The sequence below is a fragment of the Methanobacterium paludis genome, assembly GCF_000214725.1.
In the GTDB taxonomy this organism is placed as follows: domain Archaea; phylum Methanobacteriota; class Methanobacteria; order Methanobacteriales; family Methanobacteriaceae; genus Methanobacterium_C; species Methanobacterium_C paludis.
Window position 1 is genome coordinate 1,532,014 of record NC_015574.1, and the last position, 19,146, is coordinate 1,551,159.

A 19,146-nucleotide genomic window follows, 5' to 3' on the forward strand; every position below is an offset into this window, starting at 1 on the left:
CACTTATACGGGAACGATAAATTCTAGTATAACTAGATTTCAATCCTAAAATAGTCTGATTCTAACTTAAAACGTTGAAAGACTGCTTCCAAACCGATGAGTAATTTCAATCCTAAAATAGTCTGATTCTAACTGAAAGGGAAATTAGTAAACAGATAGACAAATTAGAATTTCAATCCTAAAATAGTCTGATTCTAACCCGCCATGGGACATGATTGGACACCCTACCCCCTCAATTTCAATCCTAAAATAGTCTGATTCTAACTTTTTTACCATTCCCCTTTAATTCTTCTTTTTCTTCATTTCAATCCTAAAATAGTCTGATTCTAACCAAAATCTATATAAGCTATGCTACCTAAGATCAACAATTTCAATCCTAAAATAGTCTGATTCTAACAAAGTTACAACGCTCTTAACGGGTGACGTGCTGTGATTTCAATCCTAAAATAGTCTGATTCTAACCGCTTTCAAAGTAGGAACGCTCCTTTTAGGTGAAAGATTTCAATCCTAAAATAGTCTGATTCTAACACCTCTTGATGATGAGGAATTAGAGTTTGTAGGCTCATTTCAATCCTAAAATAGTCTGATTCTAACTGCGAGCAGTAAGTGTAGTTGAAACGGAACTGAAAAGATTTCAATCCTAAAATAGTCTGATTCTAACAACCATTGTTCTGAAGAATATATTAAAAAATAAGGAATTTCAATCCTAAAATAGTCTGATTCTAACTCCAACATACACATCTTGGAATGAACTCATCTGTGTATTTCAATCCTAAAATAGTCTGATTCTAACTAATCTTGCATGACGCGACCTCCGTGGTTGTTGTCAATTTCAATCCTAAAATAGTCTGATTCTAACCCTTGTAATAGTAGCAAACAGCAACACCAAAATTGTATTTCAATCCTAAAATAGTCTGATTCTAACCCGCCTTCAAGTTCTTTTAAGATGATATTATTGCTATTTCAATCCTAAAATAGTCTGATTCTAACATTACCTAATTCTAATGTTCAATGCAATGATGCAGAATTTCAATCCTAAAATAGTCTGATTCTAACGATGGATGTTTTAGGGCAGATCAATTAATTAGATTAATTTCAATCCTAAAATAGTCTGATTCTAACGACTTCTACAACACTTATACGGTTGAAAGCTCCAGCATTTCAATCCTAAAATAGTCTGATTCTAACGAATCAAAATATGAAACGGGCTCATTTATGACCAAAATTTCAATCCTAAAATAGTCTGATTCTAACGATGCCAGCATTGCAGATGAAACCCAACATCAGCGAATTTCAATCCTAAAATAGTCTGATTCTAACCAGGTGTTGTCTCATATATGATCCCTGTTCCGAAGGAATTTCAATCCTAAAATAGTCTGATTCTAACACATTTAAGTTGAGGCCTTGAGGGTCGATTTTATCAATTTCAATCCTAAAATAGTCTGATTCTAACTTTAACATTCCCTATGACCAGTAATGAGGTTCAGGATATTTCAATCCTAAAATAGTCTGATTCTAACCAAGAGCAGTAAATCCAATCTTAATACATTCCTCAATATTTCAATCCTAAAATAGTCTGATTCTAACACATCTAATAGAAGCAGTTGCTTCTGTATATTCTCTAATTTCAATCCTAAAATAGTCTGATTCTAACTTGATACTTCAGTTCACTTAGAAACCTTGCTTTTTCATTTCAATCCTAAAATAGTCTGATTCTAACATGACAGGAAATGCCAACAAATAGAGTCGAATCTGGCATTTCAATCCTAAAATAGTCTGATTCTAACAAATCAAAGTTATCCATTTTAAGCTCAGTTATGTTGATTTCAATCCTAAAATAGTCTGATTCTAACATTTTATCAAGTAAGACCTCATGACCTTCCTCACTTCATTTCAATCCTAAAATAGTCTGATTCTAACAACAGATAACCAAACAACTGATAATAATTCAACTGAATTTCAATCCTAAAATAGTCTGATTCTAACAAAAAAAAAGTTAGAAGTGTAAAATTCTACACTTCATTTCAATCCTAAAATAGTCTGATTCTAACCTTAATATCGGTTGGTGTTTCCTTGTAATAACAATTATTTCAATCCTAAAATAGTCTGATTCTAACTCACGCGGTCTTTTTGCTTATGTTTATAAGTAAAAAATTTCAATCCTAAAATAGTCTGATTCTAACTCTTTATATGCGTCTAAATATATTAGGATTGAAAGAATTTCAATCCTAAAATAGTCTGATTCTAACATAATCATCATTATCCCAAACAAACACATGAATGAAATTTCAATCCTAAAATAGTCTGATTCTAACATGGTCATATACTTGTGCAACTGCATCAATCGCATTTATTTCAATCCTAAAATAGTCTGATTCTAACTCAAAAATAGGACGTTTATCATTCCCAAGTATAAGTATTTCAATCCTAAAATAGTCTGATTCTAACTCTTTATATGCGTCTAAATATATTAGGATTGAAAGAATTTCAATCCTAAAATAGTCTGATTCTAACATAATCATCATTATCCCAAACAAACACATGAATGAAATTTCAATCCTAAAATAGTCTGATTCTAACCCATTGTATCACCTCTTTTTCAGGACATACAACCCAATTTCAATCCTAAAATAGTCTGATTCTAACGTTCTAATCCATAAATAAAAGCCTATCATAGAGTGTATTTCAATCCTAAAATAGTCTGATTCTAACTATGTTAGCCCATGTTCCTCTGAGCAATACTTTTTCATTTCAATCCTAAAATAGTCTGATTCTAACTTAAATAATAAATGAACAATAAAACAATGTTTAAAAGATTTCAATCCTAAAATAGTCTGATTCTAACTATCCTTAATTGCTTTGGAACTAAGGTCGTATACTAATTTCAATCCTAAAATAGTCTGATTCTAACAGTAGACTGTTTCAAAGTCATAGGGCGGTCACTCTTATTTCAATCCTAAAATAGTCTGATTCTAACATAAATTTCTCCAACTTCATAATATGTCATATTATATATTTCAATCCTAAAATAGTCTGATTCTAACTAACAATAAATAGTAAATATGTAAGTGCAATAGCTAAATTTCAATCCTAAAATAGTCTGATTCTAACGGTTAAACAAGCTGAAAAAATAATTAATTTAATGAAATTTCAATCCTAAAATAGTCTGATTCTAACTCATAAAGACCATTTCTATAAATACTCATATAAACTATTTCAATCCTAAAATAGTCTGATTCTAACCCAATTTGCAGCGTTTGAAGCCCTCATGGTTTCGGTGATTTCAATCCTAAAATAGTCTGATTCTAACAAGATACAACACATTTAAAATCAATGATAAAAAAACATTTCAATCCTAAAATAGTCTGATTCTAACCTCATTTCTTTTTCAATGTTTCTTCTAATTCATCAAAATTTCAATCCTAAAATAGTCTGATTCTAACTGTAAATGGTGTTGTATCCGAACTTGTATCAACTGAATTTCAATCCTAAAATAGTCTGATTCTAACACATGTCATGGTCTAATGTAGCCCACCCGCCACATTATTTCAATCCTAAAATAGTCTGATTCTAACTGCAAGTTCTTGTTCCGTTCTTGCAACCTCATCAAGGATTTCAATCCTAAAATAGTCTGATTCTAACGGAACATGGACTTTTAGGTGGAATGTGGTTGCAAAATTTCAATCCTAAAATAGTCTGATTCTAACATTGAAAAACTCGATGGAAAAAAGGTTATTCCTTGTATTTCAATCCTAAAATAGTCTGATTCTAACTTGAAAGTCCACTGGCAGATGAACCCCGAAAATTTGATTTCAATCCTAAAATAGTCTGATTCTAACTTAAGTTATGGAGATGACTACACGGAAGATTTGGCATTTCAATCCTAAAATAGTCTGATTCTAACTTGTTTCTCTGTTGCATCTGATAAGCTTGTTACGATATTTCAATCCTAAAATAGTCTGATTCTAACTTTAATCCTTCTAAAGATTATTATGAGGGCAAATTAAATTTCAATCCTAAAATAGTCTGATTCTAACTAACAGATCAGGATCCTACTTTTGCAGAAAATACATATTTCAATCCTAAAATAGTCTGATTCTAACGTTGAACATGAAATCAAAGAACAGCTAAAAATGCGTATTTCAATCCTAAAATAGTCTGATTCTAACTGAAAGATTGAAGATACCAGAAACAATTACAGTTGCATTTCAATCCTAAAATAGTCTGATTCTAACAAATCTTTAGCGTTGATTGTAGCTGTTTGATCAACATTTCAATCCTAAAATAGTCTGATTCTAACAAAAAACCAGCTAAAAGAAGAACTCCAAAAGAAATCATTTCAATCCTAAAATAGTCTGATTCTAACAGGGCCGAAATTTCGCCTATTTCCCATGATACAGCTTATATTTTGGCCAATATCACACTTAAAATTATCCATCCACAATTTACAGATTATTTTATATGGATCAACGATTAATTGAATGAATTTTTTTGAACAAAACAAAATATTAAATGTCCCTAAATTTACTTTGAGAATTAAATATGATGCTACAGTAGAAATAAGAATCAAAAAGATCAATAGAAATAAATTGAAGTTGTTGTAATATTAGATTAAACTTATGTAATACATGAAGAACCCTTAATAAACGATCCAGTAATATCTGTTTAAAATCTCTGAAAAAAGAGTATAATGCCCTAAATAAATTAAAAAATGAAAATTAAAGTATTCCATTAATAGGGGCTTTTTCAACACCCATAACTCCTCGTTTAAATGCTTTCTCGCTCCGCATGGAATAAATTATCACTGAATCTTCTTTTTTATTTATAATACTTCTCAAACCAGATTTTATTTCCTCAAATTCACTTTTTGTAACTTCTCCCTCAAATACAGAGTTTTGAATCCAGTGCATATGGGTTCTGAGAAATGATTTGACCTTATTAACCCGATCAACATTGATATCGTAAACTATAATCACGTACACAAAGATCACCACCACATCACAAAGGGTTTGTACTCCTGCGTACCTAAAAGATGCTTGATTAACTTGTAAGCTTCCAACCGAATTAAACGCCTGTAAGAAACTTTCCTGTTGAGTTCTCTGTGTTTTATGGTTTTTTTGAGCCTTTCATCGTATTTCTTGATAAACCTTTTCCGTCCCTGGTCGTTCAGAAGGCAATAATTCAAGTCTCTTTCAAAATCATCCTCACTCAGCATTCTCTTGTTCACCATGTAAAAGATGAGCCTGTCAACCAGTATTGGTTTGAACATTTCACTTAAATCCAGTGCCAGAGAGTACCTCCTTTCAGAGGGTTCGTGAAGGTAGGAAATAGTTGGGTTGAGCTGGGTGTTATAAATTTCAGAGATAACAGTTGAATAAACAAGGGAGTTTCCAAAGCTTATAAGAGCGTTCACCATGTTTTCAGGAGGTCTTCTGCTTCGGCCTTCCATTTTAAATTTATCCGGCAGTATTTCATCCATTTTGGAGTAGTACTCTGAGCGCATCCTTGCCTCAACGTTCATGGCCTCTGTTATATTGCCAGAACCTTCAATATCATTTAATGTGTGACTTATACCATTTTCAAGACTGTAATAACTCAGAACCTTTTCCATATTCCCTGCAGCACCTTCAATGAATTGTTTAGCCAACCAAAGCCTCTTTTCAGGGTCGAGATAGTGTTCTACCTGTTTAACAAGGAGGTCTCCTGAAAGCAAAGTTTCTCTGGGATAAAAACTGCCATCGTAGAATCCATAATAATTAAAAAAGTGTATGGCAATGCCTTCCTTGGCCAGTAGATGCACAGCCTGGGATGAAAATGTCAATGAGCCGTAGGCATAGATCGCGTAGATCTTGTTTATGGGTATGGGCTTTTTACCGTCTTTATTTACAAAATACAGGGTGTTTTCCTTTCTTTTAAGTATTCCGTCCGACATTAAGTAGTAGTTCTTTTTCGTGTGAATCACCGGCTTTTTAGAATATTAAATGAAATTTAACATTTTAAATGAATGTTCAGTTTTCTGAACATATGTTCATATTTATGAACACTCTCTAAACCCAGCAGAATTCATAGTAAGCACACCTTCTGCATATCTTCATTTTTTCAGGTTCAGGGACATTTCCGCGAATTATCAGTTCAATATCATCCAGTATCTCTTTTAATCTTACTTCTTCAGTTTCATCAAGCTCCACAGCTTCCTTTTTCCTCATCTTCGGGTAGTCTATGGAACCCTTGATTTTCTCTATTCCCTTTTCATGTTTGAGGTAGTAAATGTAGTATAAAAGCTGGTAACGGTGGGCATCCTCCATTTTTGGGGTCTTTTTAACCTCATGGAGTTCCAGATACTCTCCGCGTCTTATGAAGTCCACACTTATAAGATTGTCAATTGTTACGTCCTTCTTCTCACGGCCGTAGGTCTTTTTGTGGAGAAGTTTGCCCATTGAAACATTTTCAGATTCCTGTTCCATCTGGATGTTGTGGGAAAAAAGCCAGAGCTTGGTCTTGCAGATGAAGTAATAGTTTATTTGGGTTCCCCTTATTCGGGGGTGTTTTTGGGTGTTTGATGATATCATTTCCTTTTCGCACTCATCATTCTTTCTAATCATTTTCGTTTCCAACCATTCCAAAGCCCATACTATTTTTTTCTCCCAATCCCGAGTCGTACATGAATTCTAAAAGTTTTGGATCCGCTTCCACATTGAAATACATTTGATAAGCTCGATGATACGTTTCCACACCGTCTTTCTTGATAGTAATCCTTTTACGTTTCACTGAACCCATATCTGGAACTACTTGGACGTACTCATCCCCATTGTAATCACCATAGAATGATCTGTACTTACGCAGGAGATTACCTTGAAGTGCTGTGTAAAATTGGCGATCGCCGGGGTTAAGGTCCCAGATTTTATCTTCCCGTTTTGTTCTGGCCATCACAGGGCTCATGGTTTTCATTATTGCACTTCTTTTGAATTCAGGTTTTTTAAGAAGTTCCACCTGTTCCACAAGAAGTCTGTCTCCCCTAAAAACCACTTGGGGATCTTCAAGGTAGCTTTCCACCATACTCTTAATCAAATAATCATTAGGAGATGAAATGTAAAACTCCAGCTTCCCATCCCTTGAGATAATGCCGTTTTTGGTGGTTCTTCTGTGTGGAACGTAAATTTGAGAAAAAGTAAAAAATTTAAAATCAGATGAGATATGGAGATCACTGGCCAGATCAAGGTCTGCAATCTTTCTGTAGATCAATGAAGAGAGTTGATAGTTATAATTGTAAGGAATCCTGTATTCACCATTTCCTGATGCCAAACTTATCTTTAAACGCATGATTTTTCACCAATTTTATTGTTAACTAACTTATCCAAAACCTAAGTTTGTATTATTCCTTACCCAAATGAACTCTCTTCCAGATCTAATCTTAATCCAAGCTTTTCATCATAAACCATGTTTACAAAATAGGTTTCGTTATCAAATTCCACGTTATCTTCATTTTCAAGCTTTTTAAACTGATTTATACTTATGGAAAGTATGTAACTCATTGCCTCAAAATATTTTTTCTCTTCTAATGCTTTGAGATAATCCAGTTTGTATTTAATAGGAACAACTTCATAGGACTTGAAAAGTGAATAAAAGTCCATTTCACTATTTCTGTCATTTATAAAAGGAACTATCTGTTTGTTGAATGATTCAAAATGATTTTGAACTGTTTCAAATTCCTCTTTATCCTTCCCAGTATACCCCACCCCATAAACATCATCAACAAGGTTCTGGATAAGATCTTCATCCAAAATTCCTACATTTTCAAGGCTTTTAACAGTTTTTTCAACGATTTCAGGAGGATATATGTATTTATCACTTTCTGAGCCTTCAGAAAATACATTCACTGGAGCTAGTTTTTTCCGCCTTCTTCTGTTTACCCTACCAAATCTCTGGATCAGTGCATCAATAGGGGCAGGTTCAGAGTATAGAACATCATAATCTATATCCAGAGATACTTCAATTGCCTGTGTACCAACAAGTAAATCCAAATTATCTAAAGATTTTTCAATTTTTTCCCTATCACGTAGCATAAATCTACTATGCAATAAAGCACTATTTTCTACTTCATCAGATAACTCTTCAAAAACTTCTTGAGCTCTTAAAACCGTGTTACAAACAATCAAAACCCTTTTATCGTTTTCCAGGTCTTCCATGATCAAATCAAGATTATCTATTATATCCTCTGGTACAACACTAACTTCATGCCGTGTGAATTTCTTAAGTTCTTCTTTTCCCATTTTTATTTCTGTTGAAATATCTAAATTTTCTTTAAAAAGAGTTTTAATAAAAGAAGGAAGAGTTGCAGACATTACAAAGATGTTTGCATTGTAATTATTTTTCAGAATTTTCAGGATCTCAAGGATCAACGATGTTGTATGTGCATCATAAGCATGTATTTCATCAAGGATAAAAAGGCCGTTTGTCATTTCTGAAAGCTGCATTTCAAATCCTTTAGATCCAAAAAATGCTTTTAATATTTGGAAAGGGGTTAGTACTTTATAAGGCCTATAAATTTTTTTAGTTAAACCTTTAATATTCCTAATACTGTTTTTTAAAATATTATAATCAGTTATATCATTAGATAACTCTTTATACAAAAAATAAGATGATTTACCATGCATTAATCCTACCAAGTTTTCATTTCCAAAGTCTTTCCGAAGTCTTTTATACATCGCATTTATGCTTGCTGTATACGGAAGCATGTAAAAAACACGTTTGGATTTATTTGGGCTCTGATTGTTGTCACTCCATAAGAGAGAAGCTTCTGTTTTGCCACTGCCTGTTGGAGAAATTAAAAATGCACTTCCTTTAACATTTGAGGCTTCTTCCTGAACTTTCCGAAGTTCTGGAAAGTTGTAGATGGATCTCATATCAGGAATTCCATTTAAAATCTCGTAGCTTGAACCAGAAGCCAGATGATCACATGCATTTACAAATCCTTTCAAGAAAATTCCATATTTTCCATGGAGATCCGTGTATTCCTCATCCTCCCATCTCTGAAAATAAGGATAAACATCGTTTTTATAAACATCTTCCAAATCATCCGGCGAAGAGAGTTTATTAAAATTAGTTACTTCATAACCGAGGTATTCTTTACTCCATTCAGGTATTTTATCAAAATAAGATGAAATCTCATCAAAATTGGGCTCTAACTCTGATAATTTTTTTTGATATAACTTTTTTCCATTGAGGCTTGAAAATGTGTTGTAACGCTCACGAAGCTTGGTTATATCTTTATGATGTGTTATTATTGCAAGTCCTATGGCGTCTTGATATATCTTGTCATAACTTAATGCAGATATAAAGCCTGCAGAGAGAATTTCATGGCGGTACTTCCACGGCGCATTTTGACTCCCTCTTTCAAGCATTTCCTGAAATCCAATAGCTCCCTTTCCAAAATCATGTAAAAATAAGGAGTAAAAAAGATGCTCCCAAAAACCATCAACTCCACATAACTCCGGGATATTAGGATATGCTTGTTTAATACTCTTAAAAACTTTTAAAGTATTTTCTGTATGTTCCAATATTGTTTCATCGGGTTTTGCCAATAAATCCATTTAAAACACCTACCTATGGAACCAAACTCCCCAATCCATTTCTTCATCATAGCAACATTCATTGGAATAGTCAAAAAACTGATTCATTAATATGAAAGGTTTAGTACCTGCTGCTTTTCTTGGTATTGTATCTGTAAAATGGGTCGGTAATGCTTGAATGGTTCCATAAGCCCCATTTAAACCAAAAGGTAAAATAGTTTTTCCAAGTTTTACATTGGCCTTTTTTGCCAGTTCTACTTCTTTGATTTCAGTGATATTCATAAGATCTGTGGAACGTCCAAGCAGGATAGGGTAATGGGGGTGTTCAAAGTATTTTTTGTATTCTGGATCATCTAAATATAGATAGATCTCAGGATCCACCAAAAATTCTCTTTTTATAACGTTTGATTTACCTTTCAAACCAGATAACTCATATATTGTCTCAAGGTCAACTGCCTTTCCATCATGCTTAAAGACGTATCCTATTGAAAGATCTTCAGGAGTAACTAACTCCCCTTTAGCTGCAGATATAAGGCCATAAATTGTACTTAATGGAGGAACAGGTAGAGTAGGTTGAAACCCACTGATAAAAGCAGGGTACCTGAAAGAGGTTACCCAACCTTTAATCAGAACTCTTAATGCTTTCATTCTTTCATCAGCTCTGGAATTTTATCTGAAAACTGATCCACAGTCTCTTTGATTGTTCCCACGTGTATTTTACTATTTTCTCCAGCTAATTTTGTAAGAGGTTCTTCTAACTCGTCCATGAATCCCTTTCTACGCCCCACGTAAACATCTGTGAGTAATGAATCATCGTACTCAGTTATAACTTCTTTAAGTGCTTCAATATCAATTATTGCTTCCCTATCTTCTTCTTTTGCTATGTTCATAAATATGTGGTTGCCACCGTCAATTGCAGCCAGAACTATGAATTTTGGAGAAACATCAGTCAGATGGGATGTTAATTTTGCTCCACCTTGAAGATAAGGAAGAGATTTAATAACATCCTGAGCTCTTCTTGTTCTCACATCATGAGGCATTGTCCATTTCTTACTTTCTTTTTCATGGGATAATCCCCGTTCTTCAGCTATTTCTTCAAGTTTTTGATGCATATTTTTGTAGCCTGTTTTTTCAGTTGAATAGAATACACCTAAACTGTCCAGATCAACTGAGAATATGCCTTTTAAGACTGTTGAATAAAATTCATGTTCATAAGGTACGGGATTACCTTCATGACGAGCCATAACACCAAAATCTTGGGTTGGAGCTTGGTTTATTACCGAAATTAGTGGTGAGTTTTTCAACGGAGATACCCGTGTCACTGTTCCTCCTTCTTTTGCTTTTAAAGCTCTCATATATCCAAAAACATCATCATCATCGTAATCGATTGGATTTGCACTTGTAAATGCTATTTTCTTTTCTCGACTTATAGGGGACATTTTCCAACCAAACCTCTGCTCTAATGTATCTCTCCACCAATACCTCAAAGCCTGTCCTGAAACATAGGGGTATTTTTTTTTCCCTTTCTGAATTGCTTTGACCCTTACAATGTTATCTGTTCTCTCCCCAGCATCTGCACCAGCATTATTGAGCGCTGAGTGCGGTGCATCAACCAACATGAAACCTACTATAGTCTTTGACATTTATTCTTCCTCCTGAATTTCTTCTTCCATTTCAGCCGATGTTAATATTTCATCTTGTTTTCCCTGTTCAATTATCCATGGTTGCAATTTTTCATAGATCCTGAATAAAATCAAATCCTGAGTTTCCCTCCAGGTTAAACTGCCTTCTGGAAAAAGATGATTAACATAATCATCAAATGTGAATAATGGATCTTCAATACCTTTCTCTATCCTTTTTTTGATAATAATCCTAAGTATATTACGATAATTTTTGTAATTACTGGCTGTTTCAAGTTTTTTCAGAGTTTTCGTATCATCAGCAGTTTCTATATATTCTGCAAGTTCATCTGCAACTTCTTTTATCACACCTATCCTTTTTTCATCCATATTTAACACCCCTACCAAATAATTTCTAATTAAATCCCATCCTCCAATTGCTTCCTTGTTTTTTTTATCAATAAAAAATCCAATGATGGATTTTCCTTCTAAAAGATTGTTATAAACAAGATTTTTTTTATTTTTATAGTCTCCTTCTTCTTTCACATTTTCCCAATCAACAAATTGATATCCTCTTTTTACGACTTTGTTCCATTCCGCACTATGTTCATCTTGCTGAATATCTGCTAAAAATTTGAAAACTGTTAATGGAAAATGAAATATATCTAAATTAGCTCCTTGATTAAAATTTTTGAAACGATAAAAAGTTATTGAAACTTCATTTTCAATAGCTCGCTCATTCACACGAACAATCATATCAGTTATAATGTGGAAAAAAGCATTTTTAACATTTTTATATCCTTCATCAAAGCACCCTGCCAGTGCGTTTCCTTTCAAGTTATGAATACTTTTTTTTGACCATATTTTCATTAGTGATTTAGAATCAGAATGGAATAATAAAAGATCTCCACATTTATACATCAACAAAGGCGAAAATTGAACTGCAAAAGCACATGCAGAGCAGTAATCAGCACCCTCTGATGCAAAAGAAAAATAATTTAACATTTTTCCGGAACCTGTCAATGGTATCTCTGATTTAAAAAACCTTCTTTGGATATTTCGTCTTCCACAAGCAATACAAGAACCCTGGTCGTTTAAGAAAGTTATCTCATCAATTAATCCATTAAAATGTTCCATAACCTTTTTTTTACGTTCTTCCAATGGTTTTTTAAAATCTCCAGGATTTGAAACCTTTCCATTTGGAAAAACCATTCCATGGAGGATAGAACTATACCACTTTTTATGTGAATATACTGTATCAAAAATATCTTCTGCAGCTTTTTTAAGGTCATCTTTGTCTAATTCTTCAGGTTTTTTATCATTCCATCGGCTCAAAGCCCAAATTCCGGCATCAACAAAAGGGTTACCAGTGAATTTGTATATTATTTCATTAGACATTTTTATCAGTTCCTTTCAAACTAAGTTCAATTGAATTTTTTTTTAATTTCCAATTGTCGTAGCTATTAATCTTAATTCAAGTTAGTTCACAAGTTATTAAGACAATAAGATCATATAATAACTTATAGAGTTCTGAATAAGAATACTCCATTAAACTATATAAATCTTCATGGTTTAAGGTGTACTGATCTACTTTACAACTATCATCATACTATTTAGTTTATTATGGATCTTCATCTTATAAATATATTTTTGTTTCATGGATTTCTTTCCATTTTATTGGAAATAAAATATTTATAGTATCAACTATTTAAATTGGGAATACAAAAATTAAAAATGGAATCAGACTAAATTAGGATTGAAACATAAAATGGAATGAAAGACCTGAATTTATTTGTTAAAATCTAAAATCAGACTATTTTAGGATTGAAATGCATTCATGTGTATGGTTCTGTTAGTGCCATCAGTAACCCTGGAAATATGCTTTAAAATTAGAATAAGGTTTTTTAGGGTTTAAATATCTTTTAAAACATTTTTTTGATTTTTTTTATAGTGTCCTCAATCTTAAGTGATGCTTCCCCTATTTTAGGGGTTAATCCCTCCAATTTGGCATAAACCCCCTTAAATTGGATTGAAAATACTATATAAATCTTAGACAAATTTCTCTAGTAATCTGTTTATTTCATGAAAGGCCCAGATAATGGCCCTAATTTATATCCAAACTTATTTAAAATAGTTAAATCTCTCTTTTCTAAAGCACCAGTAAATGCCAATATGAAGATATATGTATAAGGAAAAATTAACAGTGCAATTAATAGCCCCATAACTGTTTTAGGGATTAATCCAATTATTATACCCATTAAAACTGAAGCAAATATTATTTTAGCCAAATTAACAAAAGGTAATTGAGAATTGGTTATTATAAGAATTTTTCGCGTTGTAAATATCATGATCAAGAATGTGGCCACTGCTGTGGCCACTGCTGCTCCATTTAAACCATATAATGGAACAAGTGCTACTGTTAACACCAGATTCACAATACTTCCCAAGATTAAAAAGTACATTGGAAGATATGGTTTCCCCAATCCTTGTGAAATACTTGATGACACTACATAAATTGAGAAAAACGCCATTGCTACTATCAGAATCTTCAGAGCACCGCCTGCAAAAAGATAGGCTAAAGGAGCACCTGGAAACATGATAGCTAAGATTGGCTTGGAAAAAAGTATAATAATTACACATAAAGGAATAAGAACTAAAATCATGTATCTATAAGAATGTGCAACATATTTTTTAATCATATTTTTATTATTGAGACTTAAAGCTTCAGAGGTGGCGGGAAGCATGGCAACCGCAAGTGATGATGATATTACGAGTGCAAGTCTTGAAACAGGGCTGACAATATTATAATACCCCACATAGGTTTCATTCAAAAATATGTTAATGATATAAGTTCCCGTATCAAATAAAGCCAGTTCAGCCAGTCCAACTATAGTAACAGGTAATGAAAATATCAAAAGTTTTTTAGCCAAACCAAGTTCTTCAAAATGATTTAATGTTTTCTTGGCGCCTTTGATATCTTTCCATATTTTTTCTTTGAACAGTAATAATGAAACAACTGCTGCTGTAGCAAATTCTATTATAGTACCAATAACTGCACCTAAAACGTACCAACCCAACAATATCAAACTAACTGCTAATATTATCACAAATACTTGTTCAACGGCTCTACTTAAAAGAATAGAGTTCATATCTTGATAACCTTGAAATATGCCTCTTACTAAACCTAAAATTATACTGAAAGGTGTAATTAATCCAATTATCTGAAAAAGAATTATAATATTGGGCTGCCAGTGCAAAATGGGTGCTAAAGGATTTGCTAACAAGAAAATAAGTAAGGTGGCAAAAACACTCGTTATAAGCATAATTTTTGCAGAGGTTTTAATAACCATCTTGACCATATAATCATCATTTTTAGCATGATATTCAGCCACATATTTTGCTACAGCCGGAGGAACTCCCGCAGAAGTAATTAATACCAAAACATTTTGTAAAGGAAGAACAAGACTTACAATACCGTATCCAGATACACCTAATAAATATTGTATTAGTACTCTGTAAAGGTAACCACCTATTCTAAACAGAACAAAAAATAAAAATGAATTTGAACTTAAATATAATTATCATAAAAGAAACAATACGATTATTATAATTGTTGTAATTCATGACCCAATCAAAAAATCCATAAGGTTAGTAACAACATATAATGAATAAATGGTGTTATCTATGAAAAAAAGCAATGTTGAACTATCATTTGATATGGACTATGATTATGACTATCAAAATGATTCATTATTTTTATACATTACTGATGATTACGATTACAAAAGGTCATTACGTTTAGATAACGACTTAATACTCGATTTTGATGAATCAAATGTCCCTGTTGCTATGGAAATACTTCATGCTTCAAAAAGATTCAACACTGCTCGACTCAATTTAAGAAAGCCATTAGGGCTTAATATGAATATAGAAATTGGAAAAGATTATATCCGCATTAAAGCAGCTTTTAATATTAATATAAGGAATAAACCTACCCCTTTAGAATTGAATGCTGAAGGTGAAAATTCTATCAACTTACCTTCATGTGCAACCCATTTTGCTGCTGTTGCATAAATTTTTTATTTTCATACAATTTTTCTCTTTTGATTAAATCTCAACAAAATCAGTAATTGAATCTGTTATGGTTCATTCTTTACATTGAATACATCATAATTTATTTTTAATAATGAATTCAATACGGTTCATTTCTAATAGTGAACCCAACACGGTTCAAAGTTGTGCCTTAAGAAATTCTATTATAATTTTATTGAATTCTTCTTTTAAAATCTCTTCAGCATATCTGATTACTAGGTTAAATAAGAAAAAAAATTAAAATAAAAAAAATAGGAAACCCCTTAAATCTCAAGCTTGGACAATCTTTCCATAGCTTCCTTGGTGTTCTCCAGAGTGTTGAATGCAGTTATCCTGAAGTAACCCTCTCCGCTTGGTCCGAATCCTACACCCGGTGTTCCCACAACGTTGGCCTCTTTCAAGAGTAAATCGAAAAACTCCCAGGAATCCATGTTGTTAGGGGTTTTCACCCAGATATATGGGGAGTTAACTCCACCGTAGACCTTTAAACCAACGGTTTTAAGGCTTTCTCTTATGATCTCTGCATTTTTCATGTAGTAATCAATTGATTCTCTGATCTCCTTCTGCCCTTCCTTTGAGTAAACTGCCTTGGCTGCAACCTGAACAGGGTAAGATACACCATTGAACTTGGTTGTCTGCCTCCTGTTCCATAATGGGTTTACAGACTGCTGGTTGCCCAGTGAGTCTACAGCCATTATTTCCTTCGGCACAACTGTGAATGCACAGCGTGTACCTGTGAAACCTGCATTTTTAGAGAAGCTCCTGAATTCAATTGCAACATCCCAAGCACCTTCAATTTCATAGATGCTGTGGGGTACGTCGTCTTCTGTTATGTATGACTCGTAGGCGGCATCGAAAAGGATTATTGAATCGTTTTTTCTTGCGTATTCCACCCATTTGGCCAGCTCATCTCTGGTCAATGTCATTCCTGTTGGGTTGTTTGGGAAGCAGAGGTAAATGAGATCGACGTGTGTTTTTGGAAGTTCAGGGACAAATTCGTTTTCCTCGGTGCATGGTAGGTAGACCATTCCCTCGTAACGGCCTTCCTCGTTCATTGGTCCGCTTCTTCCTGCCATCACGTTGCTTTCCACGTAAACCGGGTAAACTGGATCTGTGACTGCCACGATATTGTCAAGGCCGAATATTTCCTGTATGTTTCCTGTGTCGCACTTTGCACCGTCGCTTATGAAAACTTCATCTTCTGATAGTTCGATTCCTAAAGGTGCGTAGTCTTTTTCGATTATTTCTTTTATTAAAAAAGAGTAGCCCTGTTCTGGACCGTAGCCCCTGAATGTCTCGGAATTACCCATTTCTTCGACTGCTTCTTTGAACTTGTCCACCACAGCTTTAGGTAGTGGGCGGGTTACATCTCCGATTCCCATTTTAATTATCTGGGCGTCGGGGTTTTCTTCTTGAAATTTATCAACCCTGTGGGCTATTTCAGCAAATATATAGTTGCTTTTAAGTAACTGGTAGTTTTCATTGATTTTTACTGCCATTTAAAAAATCTCTCCATTTTTTAGCTAATCATAAATTTGTGAATCATTTTTTAGCTAATTGTTAATTGTGAAATAAATCTTAAGTGTAGTTTATTTTTTCTCTTCAGATTTATAAAACCTATTCAAAAAAAGAATTAAAATAGTCGGATATCCGATATTTAAGTTCAGTTGAATTATAATTTATCTAACTCATCCAGACCGAACTTCAAACTCTTCCATCCATTTATAAATGAAGTAAGAACTTTAATTCACGGGCTGAATTTCAAACTCCTCAATCCTCATTTATGGGTGAAGTAGAACCTTATTTTGTCACCGACCTCATCAACCCTTGCAAATCCGAATCTTTCAAGCTGGACAATATCGTCAACTTTAAGTTTGGAAGCTGCAGGCTCGATAAAACCTGATACAACCGATGCATCTGGCATTACAACATCTGCAACAATGGATTTTGCAACTGGAACCCACTGAACTATGTGTGCACCAGCTTCCCGGGCTTCTTCAAGGTTTGAACTGTGGTAAACTGCTATCTTTTCACCGCAGCATTTGCATGAACCCTCTTTAAATCGTATGTTCACAGCATCCATCAACCTTAAAATTCCCTTTCCTGTTCTTGATACATCATCAAGCGTAAGGTAAACCTTGCCTGTGAATGGAATTTCACGGTCACCTCTTTCAGGGAAGTTTGGATGAAGGTGTCTTTTTATCGTACCTTCCTCTTCTTCGGGTAGGTTTGCTATCTGCACCTTCACAGGTTTTCCAACGAAGAAGTACCTGTCTGATGAGTCCTCAATAATTGAGCGGTTGAGTCCGTAAACCTTCTTCCAGCTCACTGTTGCATCTGCCATTTTGGAACCGATCTCAACCATCAACTCATAAAGTGCACCTCTTTTTATTCCACGACGTGCTATTGCCCTTATTGTTCCGAGTCTTGGGTCGTCCCAGCCTGTGTATGTACCGTCTTCTATTCCTGCCCTTGCTTTGGATGTGCTTAAGGCCACATCATCCATTTTGAGTCTTCCGTAGTGTATGAAAACCGGGATTTTCCATCCGAAATGTCTGTAAAGATATTTCTGTTTTTCTGAGTTTGCAAGATGGTCTTTACCCCTCAGCACATGGGTCATGCCCATGAGGTGGTCATCCACAGCAACTGAGAAGTTCATCATGGGATAGATCCTGTACTTGTTTCCTGTACGTGGGTGTTCTTCATCAACTATTCTCATTGCAACCCAGTCTCTTATTGCAGGGTTTTTATGATTTATGTCAGTTTTAACACGTAAAACAGCGTCTCCTTCATCCATTTGTCCGAATTTTTTCCAGAGTTCGAGGTTTTCTTCCACGGAAAGATTCCTGCATGGGCATGGTTTGGATTCGTCCTTGAGTTTTTTAAAATCAGCGCCGTTGCAGGTGCACATGTAGGCCTGGCCCAGTTTTATGAGCTCTTCAGCGTACTTGTAGTATATCTCCATACGGTCGCTTTGGATGAATTTTTCATCCCAGTTAAATCCCAGCCACTTCAGGTCTTCCTCTATGGTTTGGTAAGCTTCAGGGTCAACCCTTCGAGGGTCTGTGTCTTCGATCCTCAAGATAAGCTTACCTCCGTAACGTTTAACGTATTCACTGTTGAGGACTGCGGCTCTTGCATGTCCTATATGTAGGGGGCCCGATGGATTTGGGGCGAATCTGAGAACAACTTCACCTTCAACATCAGGCAGGTCTGAAAGTCCCTTCTCCTCAACCTTCTTTTTTTCCTCTTTCAGTCCACCGAGTTTTTCAAGCTCTGATTTTTGAAGCTCTGGATCCATTGCATTTACCTTTGCAACTATCTTTCCAGCTGCTGAACCTACTTCTTTGGCATGGGATCGAAGTTCTGCATGGGAACTCATTATGGAGCCAATTACAGAACCTGGATGTGCTTTACCTTTATGTTTCACGGCATTTATCAATGCATTTTTGTATACAATTTCTTCAAGGTCGTTGCCACTCATTTAGAATCACTTTTAAAGTTTTAAATTACATGAATTTCTTATAATATTTTTTATTTATTTGAATCGGTAGAAATATTCAATTTTTAAAATACATATTTCATTATAATGCAATTAAATAATTTTTAATTAAAATCTATAAGACTCTTTATGGTTTTTTAAATATTTTAATAATGGTTAAAATTCTTTTTATTTTGAGTTATAAAATGTAAAAAATTATGAAATAAAACTTTGAAAAAGGAATAAAAATAAATTTAAAATTTAAATAATTTATAAATCATTGAAATACGTTTAAAATCCACTGAAAACATTGATTCTTCTTAATAGAAAACATGAATCCTTTCTTAACTTGTAAAACATTAACTTTGGAATATTTTTTCTATAG

At 33.9% G+C, this 19,146-nt stretch carries 12 protein-coding genes and 1 CRISPR repeat array (1 of these 13 only partly in view); of the genes, 1 reads left to right on the forward strand and 11 read right to left on the reverse strand.

Translation table 11 applies throughout. The features are described 5' to 3' along the window. Positions 1-4,366: direct repeats of the CRISPR family, unit length 30 nt; unit sequence ATTTCAATCCTAAAATAGTCTGATTCTAAC (it extends 897 nt beyond the left edge of the window). Between the two features lie 352 nt (positions 4,367-4,718). The 9 genes from cas2 to MSWAN_RS07045 all read right to left on the reverse strand — a co-directional run bounded on the left by cas2 (position 4,719) and on the right by MSWAN_RS07045 (position 14,730). Continuing rightward, positions 4,719-4,982 carry a CRISPR-associated endonuclease Cas2 gene (gene cas2, locus MSWAN_RS07005; protein WP_013825926.1) on the reverse strand — a complete coding sequence of 88 codons (264 nt, stop codon included), beginning with the start codon at positions 4,980-4,982 and terminating at the stop codon, positions 4,719-4,721. 5 nt (positions 4,983-4,987) lie between these two features. Further along, positions 4,988-5,932 (reverse strand): type I-B CRISPR-associated endonuclease Cas1b, encoded by a 945-nt coding sequence (gene cas1b, locus MSWAN_RS07010; protein WP_048188005.1) that lies wholly within the window; start codon positions 5,930-5,932, stop codon positions 4,988-4,990. 115 nt (positions 5,933-6,047) lie between these two features. Continuing rightward, the gene (gene cas4 / locus MSWAN_RS07015; RefSeq protein WP_013825928.1) at positions 6,048-6,602 is read right to left on the reverse strand and encodes a CRISPR-associated protein Cas4; all 555 of its coding nucleotides are present in this window, start codon (positions 6,600-6,602) and stop codon (positions 6,048-6,050) included. After that, positions 6,595-7,320, reverse strand: coding sequence for a CRISPR-associated endoribonuclease Cas6 (gene cas6 / locus MSWAN_RS07020; RefSeq protein ID WP_013825929.1), 726 nt, complete (start codon positions 7,318-7,320; stop codon positions 6,595-6,597). The genes cas4 and cas6 overlap by 8 nt, the downstream gene beginning before the upstream one ends. 59 nt (positions 7,321-7,379) lie before the next feature. Continuing rightward, positions 7,380-9,590 carry a CRISPR-associated helicase/endonuclease Cas3 gene (locus tag MSWAN_RS07025; RefSeq protein ID WP_013825930.1) on the reverse strand — a complete coding sequence of 737 codons (2,211 nt, stop codon included), beginning with the start codon at positions 9,588-9,590 and terminating at the stop codon, positions 7,380-7,382. Positions 9,591-9,599: 9 nt separating this feature from the next. Then, positions 9,600-10,217 carry a type I-B CRISPR-associated protein Cas5b gene (gene cas5b / locus MSWAN_RS07030; protein ID WP_013825931.1) on the reverse strand — a complete coding sequence of 206 codons (618 nt, stop codon included), beginning with the start codon at positions 10,215-10,217 and terminating at the stop codon, positions 9,600-9,602. Then, positions 10,214-11,212, reverse strand: coding sequence for a type I-B CRISPR-associated protein Cas7/Cst2/DevR (cas7i, locus tag MSWAN_RS07035; protein ID WP_013825932.1), 999 nt, complete (start codon positions 11,210-11,212; stop codon positions 10,214-10,216). The genes cas5b and cas7i overlap by 4 nt, the downstream gene beginning before the upstream one ends. Further along, positions 11,213-12,586, reverse strand: coding sequence for a type I-B CRISPR-associated protein Cas8b1/Cst1 (cas8a1, locus tag MSWAN_RS07040; protein ID WP_013825933.1), 1,374 nt, complete (start codon positions 12,584-12,586; stop codon positions 11,213-11,215). Between the two features lie 677 nt (positions 12,587-13,263). After that, on the reverse strand, positions 13,264-14,730 hold the full coding sequence (locus MSWAN_RS07045) for a flippase (RefSeq protein ID WP_013825934.1): 1,467 nt from the start codon (positions 14,728-14,730) through the stop codon (positions 13,264-13,266). 142 nt (positions 14,731-14,872) lie between these two features. On the opposite strand from MSWAN_RS07045, the gene MSWAN_RS07050 reads away from it, so the two are divergent. After that, complete coding sequence (locus MSWAN_RS07050) at positions 14,873-15,262, forward strand: DUF2283 domain-containing protein (protein WP_052296851.1); 390 nt, start codon at positions 14,873-14,875, stop codon at positions 15,260-15,262. 281 nt (positions 15,263-15,543) lie between these two features. Here MSWAN_RS07050 and MSWAN_RS07055 read toward each other — a convergent pair whose 3' ends face one another. Together MSWAN_RS07055 and MSWAN_RS07060 are read right to left on the reverse strand one after the other, a co-directional pair. Next, positions 15,544-16,779 (reverse strand): LL-diaminopimelate aminotransferase, encoded by a 1,236-nt coding sequence (locus MSWAN_RS07055; RefSeq protein ID WP_013825936.1) that lies wholly within the window; start codon positions 16,777-16,779, stop codon positions 15,544-15,546. 278 nt (positions 16,780-17,057) lie between these two features. Beyond that, entirely contained in the window at positions 17,058-18,764 is a 1,707-nt protein-coding gene (locus tag MSWAN_RS07060; RefSeq protein ID WP_013825937.1) for a glutamate--tRNA ligase, read from the reverse strand. Positions 18,765-19,146 lie beyond the last annotated feature (382 nt).